The organism is Actinomadura verrucosospora, assembly GCF_039540335.1.
Lineage (GTDB): Bacteria > Actinomycetota > Actinomycetes > Streptosporangiales > Streptosporangiaceae > Spirillospora > Spirillospora verrucosospora.
This window is the reverse complement of record NZ_BAABEV010000051.1, coordinates 1-17,111: the sequence shown is the minus strand read 5'-3', so window position 1 is coordinate 17,111 and position 17,111 is coordinate 1. Positions and strand designations below refer to the sequence as shown.

General features: G+C 74.3%; 18 protein-coding genes. 10 read left to right on the top strand and 8 right to left on the bottom strand.

Going from position 1 to position 17,111, the window contains the following annotated elements; genetic code table 11:
- Nucleotides 1–61 precede the first annotated feature (61 nt).
- From ABD944_RS36070 to ABD944_RS36045, 6 genes are all read left to right on the top strand, one after another.
- A complete protein-coding gene (locus ABD944_RS36070; RefSeq protein ID WP_345184711.1) occupies nt 62–655 on the top strand; it encodes a riboflavin synthase in 594 nt (197 codons plus the stop codon).
- Nucleotides 652–1,293, top strand: a complete 642-nt coding sequence (pnuC, locus tag ABD944_RS36065; RefSeq protein ID WP_345184709.1) for a nicotinamide riboside transporter PnuC — start codon at nt 652–654, stop codon at nt 1,291–1,293. The genes ABD944_RS36070 and pnuC overlap by 4 nt, the downstream gene beginning before the upstream one ends.
- Nucleotides 1,290–2,582, top strand: coding sequence for a bifunctional 3,4-dihydroxy-2-butanone-4-phosphate synthase/GTP cyclohydrolase II (locus tag ABD944_RS36060; RefSeq protein WP_345184707.1), 1,293 nt, complete (start codon nt 1,290–1,292; stop codon nt 2,580–2,582). Before pnuC ends, ABD944_RS36060 begins: the two co-directional genes overlap by 4 nt.
- Nucleotides 2,579–3,091, top strand: a complete 513-nt coding sequence (gene ribH, locus ABD944_RS36055) for a 6,7-dimethyl-8-ribityllumazine synthase (protein ID WP_345184705.1) — start codon at nt 2,579–2,581, stop codon at nt 3,089–3,091. The genes ABD944_RS36060 and ribH overlap by 4 nt, the downstream gene beginning before the upstream one ends.
- An 82-nt stretch (nt 3,092–3,173) precedes the next feature.
- Entirely contained in the window at nt 3,174–4,049 is an 876-nt protein-coding gene (gene hisG, locus ABD944_RS36050) for an ATP phosphoribosyltransferase (RefSeq protein WP_345184702.1), read from the top strand.
- On the top strand, nt 4,042–4,488 hold the full coding sequence (locus ABD944_RS36045) for a PH domain-containing protein (RefSeq protein ID WP_345184700.1): 447 nt from the start codon (nt 4,042–4,044) through the stop codon (nt 4,486–4,488). Before hisG ends, ABD944_RS36045 begins: the two co-directional genes overlap by 8 nt.
- Nucleotides 4,489–4,506: 18 nt before the next feature.
- Here the strand turns inward: ABD944_RS36045 and ABD944_RS36040 are convergent, their stop codons facing one another.
- The 3 genes from ABD944_RS36040 to ABD944_RS36030 are packed head-to-tail and all read right to left on the bottom strand — an operon-like array spanning nt 4,507 to nt 7,815.
- Complete coding sequence (locus ABD944_RS36040; RefSeq protein WP_345184696.1) at nt 4,507–5,145, bottom strand: hypothetical protein; 639 nt, start codon at nt 5,143–5,145, stop codon at nt 4,507–4,509.
- Nucleotides 5,142–6,542 carry a selenium-binding family protein gene (locus ABD944_RS36035; RefSeq protein WP_345184694.1) on the bottom strand — a complete coding sequence of 467 codons (1,401 nt, stop codon included), beginning with the start codon at nt 6,540–6,542 and terminating at the stop codon, nt 5,142–5,144. The genes ABD944_RS36040 and ABD944_RS36035 overlap by 4 nt, the downstream gene beginning before the upstream one ends.
- Before the next feature lie 10 nt (nt 6,543–6,552).
- Complete coding sequence (locus ABD944_RS36030) at nt 6,553–7,815, bottom strand: sulfite oxidase (RefSeq protein ID WP_345184692.1); 1,263 nt, start codon at nt 7,813–7,815, stop codon at nt 6,553–6,555.
- A gap of 190 nt (nt 7,816–8,005) precedes the next feature.
- On the opposite strand from ABD944_RS36030, the gene ABD944_RS36025 reads away from it, so the two are divergent.
- From ABD944_RS36025 to ABD944_RS36010, 4 genes are read left to right on the top strand one after another with little or no spacing between them, the layout of a single operon-like run.
- Nucleotides 8,006–8,902 (top strand): AAA family ATPase, encoded by an 897-nt coding sequence (locus ABD944_RS36025; RefSeq protein WP_345184791.1) that lies wholly within the window; start codon nt 8,006–8,008, stop codon nt 8,900–8,902.
- 2 nt (nt 8,903–8,904) lie between these two features.
- Nucleotides 8,905–10,023, top strand: coding sequence for a vWA domain-containing protein (locus tag ABD944_RS36020; RefSeq protein WP_345184690.1), 1,119 nt, complete (start codon nt 8,905–8,907; stop codon nt 10,021–10,023).
- Complete coding sequence (locus ABD944_RS36015) at nt 10,016–11,140, top strand: XdhC family protein (protein ID WP_345184688.1); 1,125 nt, start codon at nt 10,016–10,018, stop codon at nt 11,138–11,140. Before ABD944_RS36020 ends, ABD944_RS36015 begins: the two co-directional genes overlap by 8 nt.
- 18 nt (nt 11,141–11,158) lie before the next feature.
- Nucleotides 11,159–11,800 carry a nucleotidyltransferase family protein gene (locus ABD944_RS36010; RefSeq protein ID WP_345184686.1) on the top strand — a complete coding sequence of 214 codons (642 nt, stop codon included), beginning with the start codon at nt 11,159–11,161 and terminating at the stop codon, nt 11,798–11,800.
- On the opposite strand, the gene ABD944_RS36005 is transcribed toward ABD944_RS36010, so the two are convergent.
- The 5 genes from ABD944_RS36005 to ABD944_RS35985 form a co-directional block, all read right to left on the bottom strand.
- Nucleotides 11,730–12,950, bottom strand: a complete 1,221-nt coding sequence (locus ABD944_RS36005) for a DUF6986 family protein (protein ID WP_345184684.1) — start codon at nt 12,948–12,950, stop codon at nt 11,730–11,732. The genes ABD944_RS36010 and ABD944_RS36005 overlap by 71 nt on opposite strands.
- 50 nt (nt 12,951–13,000) lie before the next feature.
- Entirely contained in the window at nt 13,001–13,924 is a 924-nt protein-coding gene (locus ABD944_RS36000) for an aldose 1-epimerase family protein (protein WP_345184682.1), read from the bottom strand.
- Nucleotides 13,925–13,980: 56 nt separating this feature from the next.
- The gene (locus tag ABD944_RS35995) at nt 13,981–15,432 is read right to left on the bottom strand and encodes a YlbE family protein (protein ID WP_345184679.1); all 1,452 of its coding nucleotides are present in this window, start codon (nt 15,430–15,432) and stop codon (nt 13,981–13,983) included.
- On the bottom strand, nt 15,429–16,898 hold the full coding sequence (locus tag ABD944_RS35990; protein WP_345184677.1) for an AllF/FdrA family protein: 1,470 nt from the start codon (nt 16,896–16,898) through the stop codon (nt 15,429–15,431). The genes ABD944_RS35995 and ABD944_RS35990 overlap by 4 nt, the downstream gene beginning before the upstream one ends.
- On the bottom strand, nt 16,895–17,111 hold a 217-nt coding region (locus tag ABD944_RS35985), incomplete at its 5' end, for an oxamate carbamoyltransferase subunit AllH family protein (RefSeq protein ID WP_345184674.1). The genes ABD944_RS35990 and ABD944_RS35985, both read right to left, overlap by 4 nt.

The window sequence follows — 17,111 nt, the reverse complement described above, 5'->3', positions numbered from 1 at the left end:
CCAGGGGTGTATTCGGACGCACGTACGTCCCCCGGAGCCACTGATCTAGGAGGCCCGGGAGATGTTCACCGGCATCGTCGAGGAGCTCGGCGAGATCGTGGCGATCGACCCCCAGGGGGACTCGGTCGCGCTCGCGGTCCGCGGGCCGCTGGTCGTCCAGGACGCCGTGCACGGCGCGTCGATCGCCGTCAACGGCGTCTGTCTCACCGTGGTCGACGTCAAAGGCGAGGTCTTCACCGCCGACGTCATCAAGGAGACGCTCGACAAGTCCAGCCTGGGCGCGCTGGAACCGGGCTCCAAGGTCAACCTGGAACGCCCCGTGCGGCTGTCGGACCGGCTCGGCGGCCACCTCGTCCAGGGCCACGTCGACGGCGTCGGCGCGATCGTCTCCCGCGAGCCGGGGGAGCGGTGGGACGTGGTGACGGTGTCCCTGCCCGCCGAGCTGAGCCGCTACCTGGTCGACAAGGGCTCGATCACCGTCGACGGGATCAGCCTCACGGTCGTCGAGGCGGGCGCCGACCGGTTCAGCGTGGCGCTCATCCCGACGACGCTCGCGCTGACCACCCTCGGCCACAAGCGGCCCGGCGACCCGGTGAACCTCGAAGTGGACGTCGTCGCCAAGTACGTCGAGCGCATGCTGGGAGACCGGTCATGAGCTGGCTCGGCGCCGGTTTCGAGGTCTTCGGCGAGCACATCCTGTGGACCGACCTCGTCGGCAACGTCCTGTCGCTCGCCGTCGTCTGGCTCGCCATGCGCAAGACCCTCTGGACCTGGCCGGTGCAGATGGTCGGCGCCCTCCTGCTGCTCGCGGCCTCGCTGCACGCGCACGTCCCGGGCAACGCGCTCAAGCAGATCCTCTTCTGCGGGCTCGCCCTCTACGGGTGGCTCATGTGGACCCGCGGACGGCGCGAGGCCGACGGCCTGGTCGTCCGGCAGGCGACGCTCAGGGAGCGGGCCGTGCTGCTCGGCGCGCTCGTGGTCGGCACGGCCGTGGTCGCCCAGCTGTTCGTGCACCTCGACTGGCTGAAGGTCGCCTGGTCGCCGTGGGCGAACGCCTACATCTTCGTCGGCAGCGCGGTCGCGACGTTCGCGCAGAGCCGCGCGCTCGTCGACTTCTGGATCGTCTGGGTGCTGGTCGACCTGGTCGGGGTGCCGCTGGCGCTCAAGTCCGGGCTGTACGTCTCCGGCGCGGTCTACGGGATCTTCTTCGTGATGGTGATGGTCGGGTTCAGGAACTGGCTCCGGGAGTCCCGGGGCGAGCGCAACTCCACGCGGAAGGCGGTGACCGCATGAGCGGCAACGACACGGCGCTGAACGGCACGGGAACCGGGGGCACGGGGATCTTCGACTCCGTCGAGTCGGCGATCGCCGACATCGCGGCGGGCCTGCCCGTCGTGGTCGTCGACGACGAGGACCGCGAGAACGAGGGCGACATCATCTTCGCGGCGTCGAAGGCGACGGCCGAGCTGCTGACGTTCACGATCCGCTACACCAGCGGCGTCATCTGCGTCCCGATGGAGGGCGCCGACCTCGACCGGCTGCAGATCCCGCTGATGACCGCGCAGAACACCGAGCGCATGCGCACCGCGTACACGGTCAGCGTGGACGCCCGGCTCGGCATCTCCACCGGCATCTCCGCCGCCGACCGGGCGCGGACGATCCGCACGCTGTGCGACTCGGCGTCCGAGCCCGGCGACTTCGTCCGCCCCGGCCACATCTTCCCGCTGCGCTACCGCGAGGGCGGCGTCCTGCGCCGGCGCGGCCACACCGAGGCCGCCGTCGACCTCGCCCGGCTCGCCGGGCTCCCCCCGGCCGGCGTCCTCGCCGAGGTGGTCAACGAGGACGGCACCATGGCGCGCCTGCCCGAGCTCCAGGTCTTCGCGAAGGAGCACGGCCTCAGGCTCGTCTCCATCGAGCAGCTCGCCGAGTACCGCAGGCGCACCGAGGCGATGGTGACCCGCGTCGTCGAGACCCGGCTGCCGAACAGGTACGGGATGTGGCGCGCGGTCGGGTTCTCCAGCGCCATCGACGGCGGGGAGCACATCGCGCTCGTGCTGGGCGACCTCGGCGAGGGAGAGGACGTCCTGGTCAGGGTCCACTCCGAGTGCCTCACCGGCGACGTCCTGCACTCCGAGCGCTGCGACTGCGGGACCCAGCTCGACGCCGCCATGGAGCGGATCGCCGGCGAGGGCCGCGGCATCGTGCTCTACCTGCGCGGTCACGAGGGGCGCGGGATCGGCCTGCTCGCCAAGCTCCAGGCGTACGCCCTCCAGGACAACGGCTCCGACACCGTCGACGCCAACCTGGAACTGGGGCTGCCGGCCGACGCGCGCGAGTACTCCAACGCCGGCCACATGCTGCGCGAGCTGGGCGTACGCTCGGTACGGGTGCTCACGAACAATCCGGACAAGCTCAGGGGACTGGGCGGCTTCGGGGTGGACGTGCGGGGGCGGGAGGCCATGCCCGTCATCGTCACCGAGCACAACCGGCGCTACCTGACGGTCAAGCGCGACCGCCTCGGCCACGAGCTTGAGCTCGGGCCCCAGATCGAACCCGGACACCGGAGCGAGGGACTTTCATGAGCGGCGCGGGACGCCCCGAGGACATCACGGTCGACGCGGCCGGGCTCACGCTCGGCATCGTGTGCACCCGCTGGCACGAGCCGGTCACCGACCGGCTGCTGGAGCGGGCGCTCGCCGCGGCGAAGGCGTGCGGCGTGGACGAGCCGGTCGTGGCCCGCGTCGCCGGCGCGCTCGAACTGCCGGTGATCGCCCAGCAGATGGCCCGCGACCTCGACGCCGTCGTCTGCCTCGGCGCGGTCGTCCGGGGCGCCACCGCCCACTTCGACTACGTGTGCGACTCGGTGACCGCCGGTGTGACCCGCGTCGCGCTGGACGAGTCGACTCCGGTGGGCAACGGGGTGCTCACCTGTGACACCATTGAGCAGGCACTGGAACGCAGCGGGCTGCCGGGCAGCTCCGAGGACAAGGGATGGGAGGCGACTGTGGCCGCACTCGACACGGCACTGACCCTGCGAGGTCTGCGGCATCACGGTCACGCCGGGCACGGCCTGGAGCATCTGGGCTCCTAGGCAGGGGGCGGATCCGGCCGCAGGGCCGTCCGCGCTCCCGAAACCCGGTGTCCCGTACCCATCCTCATCGAAAGGCTCATCCGTGCTGTCACTCGTTCTGCCCAAGGGGTCGCTGGAGAAGGCGACCATGCAGCTGTTCGACGCCGCCGACCTCACCGTCCAGCGCGCCTCGGACCGCGACTACCGCGCCTCCATCGACGACCCGCGCATCGACCGCGTCCGGGTCCTGCGCCCGCAGGAGATCCCGACCTACCTCGAACAGGGCCTGTTCGACCTCGGCATCACCGGCCGCGACTGGATCACCGAGACCGACGCCGACGTCGTCAGCCTCGGCGAGCTGAAGTACTCCAAGGCGACCTCCAACCCGGTCCGCGTGATCATGGCGGTGCCGGACGGCGCGCCCTGGCAGTCCGTGGCGGACCTGCCGGAGGGCGTGCGGATCTCCACCGAGTTCCCGGCGATGACCAAGCGGTACCTCGACCGGCACGGCGTCAAGGCCACGGTCGTCCCGTCCTACGGCGCGACCGAGGCGAAGGTGCCCGACATCGTCGACGCGATCGTCGACCTCACCGAGACCGGCTCGTCGCTGCGCAAGAACGGCCTGCGCATCCTCGACACGCTCCTGACCAGCTACACCGAGCTGGTCGCGAACCGCGAGGCCTACGAGGACGCCGAGAAGCGCGCCGCGATGGAGGACATCTCCCTGCTGCTGCAGGGCGTGATCCGCGCCCGCGGCAAGGTGCTGCTGAAGCTGAACGTCGCGCACGGCGACCTGCAGAAGGTCCTGGACATCATGCCCGCGATGGCCTCGCCCACGGTCACCTCGCTGGCCGGCGGCGAGTCCAACGCGGTGGAGTCGGTGGTGGCCAAGCGCGGCGTCAACACGCTGATCCCGGCGCTGAAGGCGGCGGGCGCCCACGACATCCTCGAGATCCCCATCGCGAAGATCGTTGACTGACGTCCCGGCCCTGCCGACGGTGTGGCGCCCCCGCACCACCCGGCTCGTCGCCTACACCACGGCGGGCGTGATCGTGCTCGGCATGATCGTGCTCGCCGTGGTGGTGGCGCCGCAGTTCAAGCTGTTCGACCGGATCCTGATGGTCGCCTTCGCCGCGGTGGTCGCCTGGGTGCTGCACATGCTGGCGCGCTGCCGCGTCGGCGCCGACGAGTCCGGCCTGACGGTCGTCAACGCCTTCCGCACCCGCCGCCTCGAATGGCCCGAAGTCGTCGGCGTCTCCATGACCACCGGCGACCCCTGGCCCACGCTCGACCTCGCCGACGGCACCTCCCTCCCCGCCATGGGCATCAACGGGGCCGAGAAGGCCCGCGCCGCCCACCAGCTCACCGAACTCCGAGCCCTCCTCCACACGCGCGGCGAAGCCCCCGACCCCACCTGACGCCCTGGACCGGCCGGGTCACCAGGCGGTGATGGCGGTGATGGTGCCGGCGCCTATGAGGGCCACGGCCCAGAGGCGGTCGAGGTTGAACCAGGCGCGGCGCAGGACGGCCAGGCCGACGATCTCGTAGACGAGGACGGCGATCACGCCGGCGACGGTGAACATCGACAGGGTGTGCACGGCGGTGACGAAGATCCCGGTCGACAGGGCGCTGCCGGAGGACGACGCCAGTCCGTGGTCGTGGCCCGCCGGGGCCGTCCCGGACGAGGTGAGCACGGGCAGCAGCATCAGGCCCGCGCCGTGCACCGACGACATCAGGAACGACCAGCCGGCGAGCTGCCAGAGCGAGATCCGCATCCCGACCCAGCGGAAGTGCCGCCGCGACAGCAGGCGCCACAGGCCGAACCCGACGAGCACGGCCCCGCCGCCGATCGCGACCGCGCGGGTCGCGACGACGGAGCGGGTGAGGGCGACCAGGACGGCGACGGCGCCGACGGAGGCGGCGTGGCCCGCGGCGATGGCCGGGAGCGACTGCAGCACGAGGGACCGGCTGCGCTCCTGGAGTCCGCGGGCCACGGCGAACAGCCATCCCATGGCCGGGTTGAGGCCGTGGAACGCGCCGAGCGCGACGAGTGCGGCGAGCGACCCGTCGTTCACGGGTAGCAGTAGGAGTCCGAGGAGGCGTCGCCGCCCTGGAGACGCGTCTGGTGCGGGCGGCGGCCGCGGAAGTCGTCGCCGCTGGGGAAGAACCGCTCGTCGAACGAGAAGCCGTCCGGGGTGGAGTCGAGCTTGGCCATCCAGGCGCCGACGCCGTCGGGATAGAACTGGTCGTCCCACGAGCCGTACAGCGAGTTGGTGACGTAGACGCGCTTTCCGTCGCGGCTGACCTCCACCATCTGCGGCCCGCCCGCCAGGGGGCGCCCGGGGTCGGCGGGATGGGGGGTCCGGCCGACGATGCCGCCGATGCGCACCGAGCCCGCCTCGACCGGGTGGAACGGGTCGCTGACGTCGTAGCGCTTCAGCTCGCCGGTGCCCCAGCAGGAGACGTACAGCCACTGGTCGTCCACCGACAGGTCGATGTCCGTCACGAGCGGGGGCACGGCCCCGAACGGCCGGATGACGGGCGGGAGGGCGTCCGGGTCGGCCGGCTCGGCCGGGATCGTGATCACCTTGGTCGCGGCCCACCGGTCGCCGTCGCGGTGCCAGACCCACACCGACGCCGACAGGTCCTCGACGCTGACGACCACCCCCGCGAACCCGTACAGCTTCGTCGGGTCGTGCGCGGGGCGCAGCTCCAGGACCATCTGGTGCTCGTCCCCGAGGTCGACCGTCTGGACGTGCTTGCGCTTGCGCAGGTCGAAGAAGTTCAGCGAGTGCCCGTACTTGCGGCCGAGCAGCAGTTCCCCGACGACACCGTCCTCGATCATGGACGGCGTGCCCCACTCGGACGCGACGAGGACGTCGTGCGCGATGTGCCACCAGGCGTCGTAGGCGAAGTGCTGCGGGCCCCGGTCGACCTCCCAGCGTCCGAGGACCTCGAACGAGGTGTGGTCGAGCAGCGCGATCCCGCCGGGGCCGTCCTCGCCGTTCGCGCCGCCGAGGGCGGTCAGGTAGAGGCCCTCGGGCCCGCAGTGGACGGTGTGCGGGCGCGAGTACCCGGCGCGCTTGGCCAGCTCGTCCGGCTCCAGCGTCTTGACGATCTTCGGGGCGGTCGGGTCGTCCTTGGTGTCGATGACGTACACCCGCGACGACCGGAGCCCGGGGACGATCAGGTACCGCCGCTCGACGTGCGGGTGCGGGGAGCCGGGGCACAGGGCGCTGCTGCACGCGTTCCACCCGAAGTGGTGCAGCTCGTCGCCGAGATAGGGCAGCTCGGTCCACCCGACCACGGAGCCGTAGGAGGCGGAGCCGGGGTCCACGTCGAGCACCGCGATCGCGTCCGGCTTCTCCGCGGCCCGGTCGAACGCCGCGACGTAGGCGAGCTTCTCCGGCGGCGCCGAGGCGGCGTCGCGCGGCGAGGCGTAGAACGTCGGGTCTGGCTTCCACAGTGGCATGGGTGCCCTTTCAGGTGATGGTGACCGGGTGCCGTACGACGGCGCCGAAGAGATAGCCGAGCGTGTTGTAGGGGGCGGTCGCGGGCTGGGCGGTGCCGGTCTCGTCGGTCGCGCGCGCCAGGAGCTCGTGGCGGCCCGGCCGTTCGGGTCGCCACGGCAGCTCCCAGCGGACCCATCCGCGGGGACTCGGGTGGCGGTCCCGCAGTCGGGCGCGGCGCCACGTCCTGCCGCCGTCCACGCTGACCTCGACGTGCCGGATGCGGCCGCCGCCCGACCAGGACCGGCCGCGCAGGACGTGCGGGCGCGCCGGCAGGGACGCCTCCCAGGGCAGCTCGAACGCGGACTTGACGTTCATGCGGGTCAGGGGCGGCGATCCCTCCTCGGGGTAGCCGGGCCCGAAGAGCCGGTAGTAGCGGGTGTTCCACGGGGAGAACAGCGGCTCGTCGGCCACCTGGATGTCTCCCAGCCACTTGATGGAGGCGATGCCCGTCCACGAGGGCACGACCAGGCGCACCGGGTGGCCGTGGTCGGGCGGCAGGGGGGCGCCGTTCATCTCGTAGGCGAGGAGCGCGTCCTTCATGGCCTTCGCGATCGGCAGGGGGCGCCGCACGCGGCCGAGGTTCTCGCCCTTGTCCACGAACTCAGCGTCCAGCCCGCGCGGCATGATGTCCACGGCCTCAGGGGTGACACCTGCACGACGCAGGACGGTCGCCAGGCGGACGCCGCGCCAGCGGGCCACGCCGACCCCGCCCAGCCGCCACGGGGTCCCCGACACCTCCTGGCCCTGCTGGGAGGTGTAGAACGCGCGGGCGTTGCCGGTGCACTCGATGAACGCGGTGACCTCCTCGGCCGGGAGCCGGAGGAGGTCCTCGTAGGTGAACTCGACGGGGCGGTCCTCGGTGGGGGCGCCGCGCAGGCCGGTTCCCCAGAGCCTCAGCCGCCAGGTGCGCGCGTCGATGAGCGGTGTGGCGACATGGTTGCGGACGAAGAACCGGTCGGTGGGGGTGAGGTACCCCTGCCCGCGCATGGCCTCCCACCGCATCTCGGCGTTCGTGCCCTGCGGGACGAACAGCTCCGGGGGCAGCGGCTTCACGATTCCGGTCGCGGCGTCCGCGGGCCGCGGGCCGAGGGCCGCGGAGAGGCCGGCGGTCAGCCCGGCTCCCGCCGACAGCCGCAGGAGTCCCCTCCGGGAGGGGGATCGGACGCGCTCGTAGGTCGCCTCGTCGGTCAGGTCGTCCCCATGGGGCAGGTCACCGGGATCACCGCTTCGCATGGCTCCGATGCTGCTCAGCCCGCGTCCAAAAGTCAACTTTCCCTACTGCTTTGACAGGTTTTTATCGGTGGGGGAGGTTCCCATAGCGCGGCAAAGCGGGGCGGACGGCCGAGCCGGATCCGTACGGAACCAGATGTGTGACTTGGGTCTCGGGCTGAGTAGCCTGTGATCCGTGGGGGAGGCGGCGCCGATGACCGTGGACCAGGTCGGATCGCCCGCGGAGCTCGCGGGCCTGCTCGACAGGAACGGCTACCTGTGCGACGAGGGGCTCGCCACGGCCTGCTTCCTCGCCCTGCGGATGGGACGGCCCCTGTTCCTGGAGGGGGAGGCGGGCGTCGGCAAGACCGAGCTGGCCAAGACGCTCGCGCGGGGCCTCGGCGCGCCGCTGATCCGATTGCAGTGCTACGAGGGCCTCGACGCGTCGCAGGCGCTCTACGACTGGGACTTCCCCCGCCAGCTCCTGCACCTGCGCGCGGCGGAGGCCGCGGGCGTCAGCGACGTGTCGCGGCTGGAGGGCGAGCTCTACGACCGGCGGTTCCTGCTGGCGCGGCCGCTGCTCCAGGCCCTGGAGACGTCCCCCAGCGTGCTGCTCGTCGACGAGCTGGACCGCGCCGACGACGAGTTCGAGGCGTTCCTTCTCGAGGTCCTCAGCGACTTCACGATCACCGTCCCCGAGCTCGGCACGATCCGGGCCGAGCGGCCGCCGGTGGTCGTGGTGACGTCCAACCGCACCCGCGAGGTCCACGACGCGCTCAAGCGCCGCTGCCTGTACCACTGGCTGGAGCACCCCTCGTTCGACCGCGAGGTCGCGATCATCAGGCGGCGGCTGCCGGACGCGGCGGAGCGGCTCGCCGGGCAGGTGGCGCGGGCCGCGCAGCGGATGCGCGAGGCCGACCTGCTGAAGCCGCCGGGCGTCGCCGAGTCCCTGGACTGGACGGAGGCGCTCGTGGCCCTCGGCGTCCGCGACCTCGACCCGGGTACGGCGGCGGTGACGCTCGGCGCCGTCCTGAAGTACCGCGAGGACCAGCAGCGCGTGCTCGGCGGCGACGGCGCGGCCGGGCTAGAGGCACTGCTCGACGGGGGGTGACCGTGGACCGGGACGTCACCGAGACGATGGTCGGCTTCGCCAGGACGGTGCGCGCGGCGGGCGGGGCCGCCGATCCCGAGCGGGTCCAGGCGATGCTCGCCGCGCTCGACCATCTCGACGTTCTCGACCCGCACGACGTGTACTGGGCGGGCCGGCTCACCCTGTGCGCCGACCCCGACGACCTCGCCCGCTACGACCGCTGCTTCGCCGCGTACTTCTCGGGCGCGACCGCCCGCCCGGGACGCGGGAGGCCGCCGGTCGTGGTGCGCCGGGTGCCGATGGCGGAGCCGGGCGGGCGCGGCGGCGGGCAGGGGCCGCAGGAGCTGGAGGCGGCCACGGCCAGCGACGTCGAGGTGCTCCGCGACCGCGACGTCGCGCGGCTCGGCGCCGCCGAGCGCGCCGAGGTCGCGCGGCTCATCGCCCTGCTGGACGCGGGCGCCGAGCGGCGCAGGTCGCGGCGGTTCGCGCCGACGCCGACCGGGCGGCTCGACCCCGCCCGCACCGTCCGGGAGACGCTGCGGCGCGGTGGCGAGACGTCCCTGCTCCGGCACCGGAGCCATCGCACCCGGCCGCGCCGGGTCGTGCTGATCGTGGACGTCAGCGGGTCGATGAGCCCGTACGCCGACGCGCTGCTGCGGTTCGCGCACGCCGCCGCGCGCTCGGGCGGCCGGGACGTCGAGGTGTTCAGCGCGGGGACGCGCCTCACCCGCCTCACCCGGGAGCTGCGGCACCGCGACCCGGACGCGGCGATGGCGGCGGCGTCCGCGGCCATCCCGGACTGGAGCGGCGGCACGCGCCTCGGCGAGGAGCTGAAGGAGTTCCTCGACCGGTTCGGGCAGCGGGGGCTGGCGCGCGGCGCCGTCGTGGTGATCGCCTCGGACGGGTGGGAGCGCGGCGACGCCGGGCTGCTCGGCGCGCAGATGGCGCGGCTGCACCGGCTCGCGCACCGGGTGGTGTGGGCGAACCCGCACAAGGCGCGGCCCGGGTACGAGCCGCTGACCGCGGGGATGGCCGCGGCGCTCCCGCACGTCGACGACTTCACCTCCGGGCACAGCCTCGCGGCGCTGGAGGAACTGGCCCGCCTCGTCGCGGGCGCCGGAAAGGGGAGGGCTCATGCGTGACGTGCTCGGCGACATCGCCGGCTGGTACGGGTCCGGGCGGACGTTCGCGCTCGCGACCGTCGTGAACACCTTCCGCAGCGCGCCGCGCCCTCCGGGGGCGGCGATGGCGGTCTCGCCCGACGGGGAGGTCGCGGGCAGCGTGTCCGGCGGCTGCGTCGAGGGCGCGGTGTACGAGCTGGGGCGGACGGTCCTGGAGACCGGCGAACCCGTCGTCCAGCGGTACGGGGTGAGCGACGACGACGCGTTCGCCGTCGGGCTGACCTGCGGCGGGATCCTGGACGTGCTGGTGGAGCCCGTCGGCCCGGACACCTTCCCCGAGTTCGCCGACGTCGCCGCCGCCATCGAGGCGCGCGAGCCGGTCGCGGTCGCCACCGTCGTGGCCGGGCCCGGCCGGATCGGCGCCCGCCGCGTGGTCTGGACCGACCGCGCGTCCGGATCCCTCGCGCCCGGCGCCCCGCACGCGGCCCGCCTCGACGCGGCGGTGGACGACGACGCGCGCGGCATGCTCGCCCAGGGCCTCACCGGCCAGCGGCACTACGGGCCGGAGGGGGAGCGGCGGCTGGACGACCTCACCGTCTTCGTGCACTCGTTCGCGCCGCCGCCGCGGCTGCTGGTGTTCGGCGCGATCGACTTCGCGGCGGCCGTCGCCCGGATCGGCAAGTTCCTCGGCTACCACGTGACGGTGTGCGACGCGCGGCCGGTGTTCGCGACGCCCAAGCGGTTCCCCGAGGCCGACGAGGTCGTGGTGAAGTGGCCGCACAAGTTCCTGGAGGAGACGCGCGACGCCATCGACGGGCGTACGGCGATCTGCGTCCTCACCCACGACCCCAAGTTCGACGTGCCGCTGCTGGAGGTGGCGCTGCGCACCGAGGCCGGCTACGTCGGCGCGATGGGCTCGCGCCGCACCCACGACGACCGGACGGCGCGGCTCCGCGAGGCGGGCCTGACCGGCGCCGAGCTGGCCCGGCTGCGCTCGCCGATCGGCCTGGACCTCGGGGCCCGCACGCCGGAGGAGACGGCCGTGTCGATCGCGGCGGAGCTGGTGCAGCTGCGCTGGGGCGGTTCCGGCCGCCCGCTCACCGACACCAGCGGCCGCATCCACGCCGAGTCGGGCTGACGGCACTACCCTCGCGGGATGACGTTGCGCAGTGAGGAAGCACCGGCCGGCCTGCTGCTCGCGGCGGGGGAGGGCCGCCGCCTCGGCCGTCCCAAGGCGACGCTGGAGCTGGACGGCGAGCGGCTCGTCGACCGGGGCGTCCGCACGCTGCGGGACGGGGGCTGCTCCCCGGTCCTGGTGGTGGCGGGCGCCGCGCAGATCGAGGTCATCGGCGCCGTCGTCGTGCCCAACCCCGACTGGCGCGACGGCATGGGCTCGTCCCTGCGCGCCGGGCTCGCCGCGCTGCCGCCCGGCTGCCCCGCCGTGGTCGTCGCGCTGGTCGACCAGCCCCTGGTGACGCCCGCCGCCGTGCGACGGCTGGTCGCGGCGTTCGAGGAGGGCGCGGGCATCGCGGTCGCCACCTACGGGGGTGCGCCGCGCAACCCCGTCCTGCTGGCCGCGGGGCATCTCGCCGGCGTCGCCGAGGCGGCGGTCGGCGACCAGGGGGCGCGCGGCTACCTGCGCGCCCACCCGGAGCTGGTGACGCCCGTCCCGTGCGACGACGTCGCCGCGCCCGACGACATCGACACCCCGGAAGACCTGTCCGCGCTCAGCCGCCCGCGGGAAGGACGCTCTCGTCCAGCGCCCCGCAGTCGACCGCACGGCGCAGCCGGGCGGTGAGCGCCTTGACGGTGGCGGGCTCGTCCAGGACGCCGCTCCCGTTCCCCGCCTGCTCGTGCCAGGCGCGGACCCGTCCGATCACGTCGTCGGCGCCGTTCAGGTGGAAGGCGTACACGGCCGCGTACCGGCTCGGCAGGTGCGCGGGATGCAGGTCCCAGCCCTGGTAGAAGCCGTGCGCCAGCGAGTGCCGGACGTGCGCGGCGTGCGCGGCCCACGCGGCGTTCACCTCGTCGGGCCCGTCGTTGCGGGGGATGATGTTGGTGGAGCCGTCCGACAGCCGCACCCCGGTGCCCGCGAGCGACACCTGCATGATGTGCCGGGCGAAGTCGCAGGCGGGGTGGTCGAGCCGCTGCTCGTGCGGCGGCAGGCCGAGCGCGGCGGTGTAGTCGAACACGCCGAAGTGGGCGGCGGTGATGCGGCCCTGCGCCTCGGTGACGAAGGACTGGAGTCCGATCCGGTCCTCCTCGTGGTCCATCAGCGCCTGCGGCGTCTCGATCTGGATCTCGAACCGCAGGATGCCCTGCGGCAGCCCGAGCGAGGTCTCCAGCCGGTCCAGGAACTCCACGAACAGCCTGACGTGATCGATCGAGGTCGCCTTGGGGAAGGTGATGGTGAACCCGCCGGGCAGCCGGCCGAGCCGGTCGCGCAGCGCGGTGAGGAAGCCGTCCAGCGTCCGCATCGCGCGCTCGTGGCCGCCGTCGGTGAACGACTTGACCCGCAGCCCCCAGTAGTGCGGCAGGCCCTTCACCTGGTACGCGGCGGCGACCGCCTCGACGACCTGCTCGACGTGGGCGTCCTCCTCCTGGTCGTCGCGCACCCCGTAGCCGTCCTCGAAGTCGATCCGGACGTCCTCCACCGGCTCGGCGGCCAGTTTCGCCGCGACGCGCTCCCGCACCGGCCCGGCGAGTTCCGGATCGAGCCCGAACGCCGCGCCGAACGACCCGGCGCCCGGCGTGTGCGTGTTCAGCAGCCGCAGCGCCTCGGCGCCGAAGTCGGAGGGCGTCGAGCGGGAGAACCGGTCCGCCGGGACGTACACCGTGTGGACCGGCTGGCGGCCTTCCGCGCCGCCGGGGAAGCGCTCGCCGTGGACGTCGCGGACGGTGGCGATGCGCGCGGACAGATCGTCGTACGAGGAGACGCTGAGGTTCACCCTGCAATGATCCCCCAACCGCCGCCGGGGAGGGAACCGATCCGGCGTGATCAGAACACCCGGATTCCCCAGGTCCCGCTGAACTCGGCGCCCGGTTCGAGGTCCACGACGTCCTCCCCGGACACGAACGCGTTGGGCGGGCACGTCATCGGCTCGACGCCCAGCCCCATCCGCGGGCGCGGGGCGTGGTCGGCGGTGTAGACCTCCATCCACGGGTGCGCCTCGTCGGCCCAGAGCGCGACCGTGCGGCCGCCCCCGGACAGGGTCGCCCAGGTGCGGCCGTGGCCGTCGCGGTTGAGCCCGGTGAACGCGTTGTCGATCCGCCGGTCGCCGAACACGGGCCCGGTGCGCAGGTCGTACGGGGTGCCGGTGACGTCCAGGGACGGCCCGGACGGGATCGTCCGGTCGTCCACCGGGACGTACCGGTCGGCGCCCAGCGTGACCGTGCAGCCGTCGACGGGCTCGCCGACCGTCAGGTAGGGGTGCGCGCCGTGGCCGTAGGGGGCGGTCCGCGTCCCGGTGTTGCGCGCGGTCATCCGCACGCGCAGGCCCTCGGCCGCGTCGAGGACGTACTCGGCCTCCAGGTCGAGGCGGAACGGGTACCCGGCCGCGCCGAGCAGCCGGTGCGTGAGCCGCACCCGGTCGGGCTCGTGCTCGGCGGCGGTCCACGCCGCCAGGCGGACCAGGCCGTGGATGGCGCAGTCCCGCTCGGGCTCGGACAGGTCGAGCCGGTGCGTCTCGCCGCCGTACGCGTAGCGGCCGCGGTCGACGCGGTTCGGCCACGGGACCAGCAGGTGCCCGGACGCGGCGGGGGCCGGCTCGTCGGCGCCGTGCGTCAGCACCAGCGGGCGCCCCCGGTGGGTCAGCTCCCGCAGACTCGCGCCCGACTCGGTGACGACGGCCTGGTAGTGCCCCGCGCTCAGCGCGTACTGCTCGCCCGTCAGGGCGCGCCCCCCGGTGATCGACTCGCTCATGCGGGCGACGTTACCCCGCCGTCGCCGAGGCGGGAGCCGGCGCCCCGCCGCTCCCGCTACACCGTCTCCGCGAGGGCGTGCAGGGCGTCGGCGAACACGTTCGCGGGCGGCTCGACCAGGCCCGCGCCGACCTGGCCCGTGCCGGCCTCCCGCCCGGCGATGCCGGTGTCGATGACGGGCAGGATCCCGGTGCGGACGACGCGGGCGACGTCCACGCCCACCGGGGTGCCCCGGAAGGACAGCAGCGGGATCTGCAGCACCGGGTGCTCGGCCAGGGTGATCTCGTACATCCGCTGGGTGGCGGCGACCGCGTCGGGGACCTCGCCGCCCACGAACCGCACGATCGCGGGCGCGGCGGCGAGCGCGAACCCGCCCATCCCGGCCGTCTCGGTGATCGCCGAGTCGCCGATGTCGGGGTTGGCGTCGTCCGGGCCGTAGCCGCCGAGGTAGAGGCCGTCCGGGACGCCGGCGGGGCCGGTGAACCAGCGGTCGCCCGTCCCCGACACCTGGATGCCGAAGTCGGTGCCGTTGCGGGCCATCGCCACGACGAGGCTGGAACCGGGCACGCCGCGGGCCGCGTCCGCGCACGCCTTCGCCGCCGCCATCCCCGCGTTGAGGAAGAAGTGGTCGTTGCCCGCCGCGAACGCCAGCGCCTCGGCGGCCCTCGCCCGGGGCACCTCCTCGGCCGCCGCGAGCGCGGGCGCCAGCTCGCGCAGCAGCAGCGACGTCGCCGCCCGGTTGCGGTTGTGCAGCTCGTCGCCCATCTGCAGGGCCTGCGCGATGAGCGACATCAGGTCGAGCGGACCGTGCCGCCGCACCGCCTCCCGCAGGGCCGGGCCGAGCACCTCGCCCATCCACGCCAGCCGCTCGATCACCTCCGGCCCGTACGCCCCGTACCGCAGCACCTTCCCGAGGCCCTCGTTGAGCGAGCAGTAGGAGGTCCCGCCGTGCTCGGCGTCCTCGACCACGAGCATCCACATGGACGGGCTGACGACGCCCGCCATCGGGCCGACCGCGGCGTGGTGGTGGCACGGCTCGAACACGGCCGCGCCGCGCTCCAGCCGGCGCTCGGCGCCGCGCGGCGTCTCGGCGAGCCCTTCGAGGAGCATCGCCCCGACGAGGGCGCCGCGCATCGGGCCGGACGCGCGGTCCCACTCCAGCGGCGGGCCGGCGTGCAGGAACGTCCCCGGCTCCAGGCCGAGCACGTCGCGCGCGGGGCGCACGTCCACCAGGTGCGGGCGCGCCGTCACCATCCGCCGGACGGCGCGCGCGTTGGCCTCGGCGTGGCCGGGGGCGCCGAGGACCGCCGCCAGCGCCGCCTCCGTCCCGGCGGGCGGCGGGCGCCAGTCGACGGCCTCCACCGGGACGGCCTGGTCGGCGAGCGCGCTCGCGAGCACCTCCACGCCGGTCGCGACGACGCTCGGCTCGCGCGAGAGCAGCCCGCCCAGCCGGTGGGCGCGGTGTGTGTCGCGGTGCGTGTCGCGCCGCGTGTCCCGCTCGTCGCTCATCGGGGCGTCCCTTCGACGATCGGCCCGTCCACCAGCGTGAGGGCGTGCCGGGTCGCCTGCGCGTTGGAGGCGAACACGTCGGCGCCCGCCTCGCACAGCGCGACGGCCTGCCGGTCGCGGTCCTGCGGGTCGGCCGCCGTCCCGCACAACGACACCACCACGGCGAGGTCGGAGCGGTCCCGCAGCGCCGCGGCGACGGCCGGGGCGAGGGCGGCGGCCGGATCGGGCTCGGCGCCGTACCCGAGCACCACGTCCAGGAGCAGGGCGCCGCAGCCGTCGTCGGCGGCCTCGGCGCGCAGGGCCTCCAGCCGCAGCGTCGGGTCGATCATCGGGTGCGGGCGGCCCCGCGTGTAGGCGTCGTCGCCGAAGTCGGTGAACCGGTGGCCGCGCGCCTCCAGATCCCGGCCGAGCGCGTCCCGCGCGATCATCTCGGCCTCGTCGCGCAGCGTCCCGCCCGCGAACAGCCCGCGCAGCGCCCGCCCGCGTACGGGCGCGGCGGCGCGCGGGGAGGTCCAGCGGGGCCATGCCGGGACGGGCCGGCCGAGCGCCCTCAGCGCCTTCTCCGCTGCCCGCGTCAGGTCGTCCTCGCCGGGCAGCGGAAGCGCGAACACCACCGGGGTGTCCAGGCGCCGCGCCGCCTCCCGGATCAGGTCCAGCACCTGCGGCGCGGGCGGCTTGGACACCAGCACGATCAGGTCGGTGGCCGGGTCGGCGTCCAGCGCGGCCAGCGCGGCCAGCGCCGACCGTCCGCTCACCTCGGGCGACAGGTCCCGCCCGCCGACGCCGAGCACGTGGCTGACGCCGGCGCCCGCGGCGTCCAGCAGGCACATCAGCTGCTGCGCGCCCGTCCCGGACGCCGCGACGACGCCCACGGGGCCGGGCCGCACCGCGTTGGCGAACCCCAGGCCCGCACCGCCGACCACGGCGGTCCCGCAGTCCGGGCCCATCACGATCAGCCCGCGCCGCGCCGCCGCCTCCTTCAGCGCGATCTCCTGCGCGACCGGCACGTTGTCGCTGAAGATCATCACGTTGAGGCCGGCGTCCAGGGCGTCCATCGCCTCGGGGAAGACGTGCGGGCCCGGCACCGACAGCAGCGCCACGGTCGCCTCGCCGCGGGCCGCCGCGGACCCGGTCGTCCTGGCCGGCGCCGGCGCCCCCAGCAGCCCCTCCGGCGCGGGCGGGCGGGACGCCTCCCGCAGCAGTCCCTCCAGCGCCTCCCTGGCCTCGTCCAGTCCGGCTCCGCCGGGTCCCTCGTCCTCGACCCGGATCGCCACGACCAGGTCGTCGGGCCCGGCCTCGTCCGGCACGGCGAAGCCCATGCGGCCGAACATCTCGCGGTTCAGCCCGGTGCCCATCGCGACCATGGCCCCGGCGACGCCCGGCCGCTCCGACAGCCGCCGGCTCACCCGCATCAGCGTGACCGAATCGTGGTAGCCCCCCCGCCGCACCTCGACCCAGTCCCTCATACGCGCCCTCCGAGGGCGGCGCGGCAGCCGGCGAGGACGCCGTGCGCCAGGTCCGTGCCCGACGTGTGGCCGAGCGCCAGCAGGCGGCGCACGGCGGCCTGCGGCGGCTCGTGGCCGGCGACGCCGCGCAGGTCGGCGGCGACCTCGGCGAGCGGGTGGCCCGCCGCCGCGCAGTGCAGCAGCGTCGCGGCCAGCACCGTCGCGCTCGCGACG

What these genes read in the sequence shown, in the direction of transcription:
- ABD944_RS36015 (WP_345184688.1), top strand. Translation starts at nt 10,016, where the DNA reads ATGCGTGACGTGCTCGGCGACATCGCCGGCTGGTACGGGTCCGGGCGG.
- ABD944_RS36060 (WP_345184707.1), top strand. Translation starts at nt 1,290, where the DNA reads ATGAGCGGCAACGACACGGCGCTGAACGGCACGGGAACCGGGGGCACG.
- pnuC (WP_345184709.1), top strand. Translation starts at nt 652, where the DNA reads ATGAGCTGGCTCGGCGCCGGTTTCGAGGTCTTCGGCGAGCACATCCTG.
- ABD944_RS36000 (WP_345184682.1), bottom strand. Translation starts at nt 13,924, where the DNA reads ATGAGCGAGTCGATCACCGGGGGGCGCGCCCTGACGGGCGAGCAGTAC.
- ribH (WP_345184705.1), top strand. Translation starts at nt 2,579, where the DNA reads ATGAGCGGCGCGGGACGCCCCGAGGACATCACGGTCGACGCGGCCGGG.
- ABD944_RS36070 (WP_345184711.1), top strand. Translation starts at nt 62, where the DNA reads ATGTTCACCGGCATCGTCGAGGAGCTCGGCGAGATCGTGGCGATCGAC.
- ABD944_RS36010 (WP_345184686.1), top strand. Translation starts at nt 11,159, where the DNA reads ATGACGTTGCGCAGTGAGGAAGCACCGGCCGGCCTGCTGCTCGCGGCG.
- ABD944_RS36030 (WP_345184692.1), bottom strand. Translation starts at nt 7,815, where the DNA reads ATGCGAAGCGGTGATCCCGGTGACCTGCCCCATGGGGACGACCTGACC.
- ABD944_RS36035 (WP_345184694.1), bottom strand. Translation starts at nt 6,542, where the DNA reads ATGCCACTGTGGAAGCCAGACCCGACGTTCTACGCCTCGCCGCGCGAC.
- ABD944_RS35990 (WP_345184677.1), bottom strand. Translation starts at nt 16,898, where the DNA reads ATGAGGGACTGGGTCGAGGTGCGGCGGGGGGGCTACCACGATTCGGTC.
- ABD944_RS35995 (WP_345184679.1), bottom strand. Translation starts at nt 15,432, where the DNA reads ATGAGCGACGAGCGGGACACGCGGCGCGACACGCACCGCGACACACAC.
- ABD944_RS36025 (WP_345184791.1), top strand. Translation starts at nt 8,006, where the DNA reads ATGACCGTGGACCAGGTCGGATCGCCCGCGGAGCTCGCGGGCCTGCTC.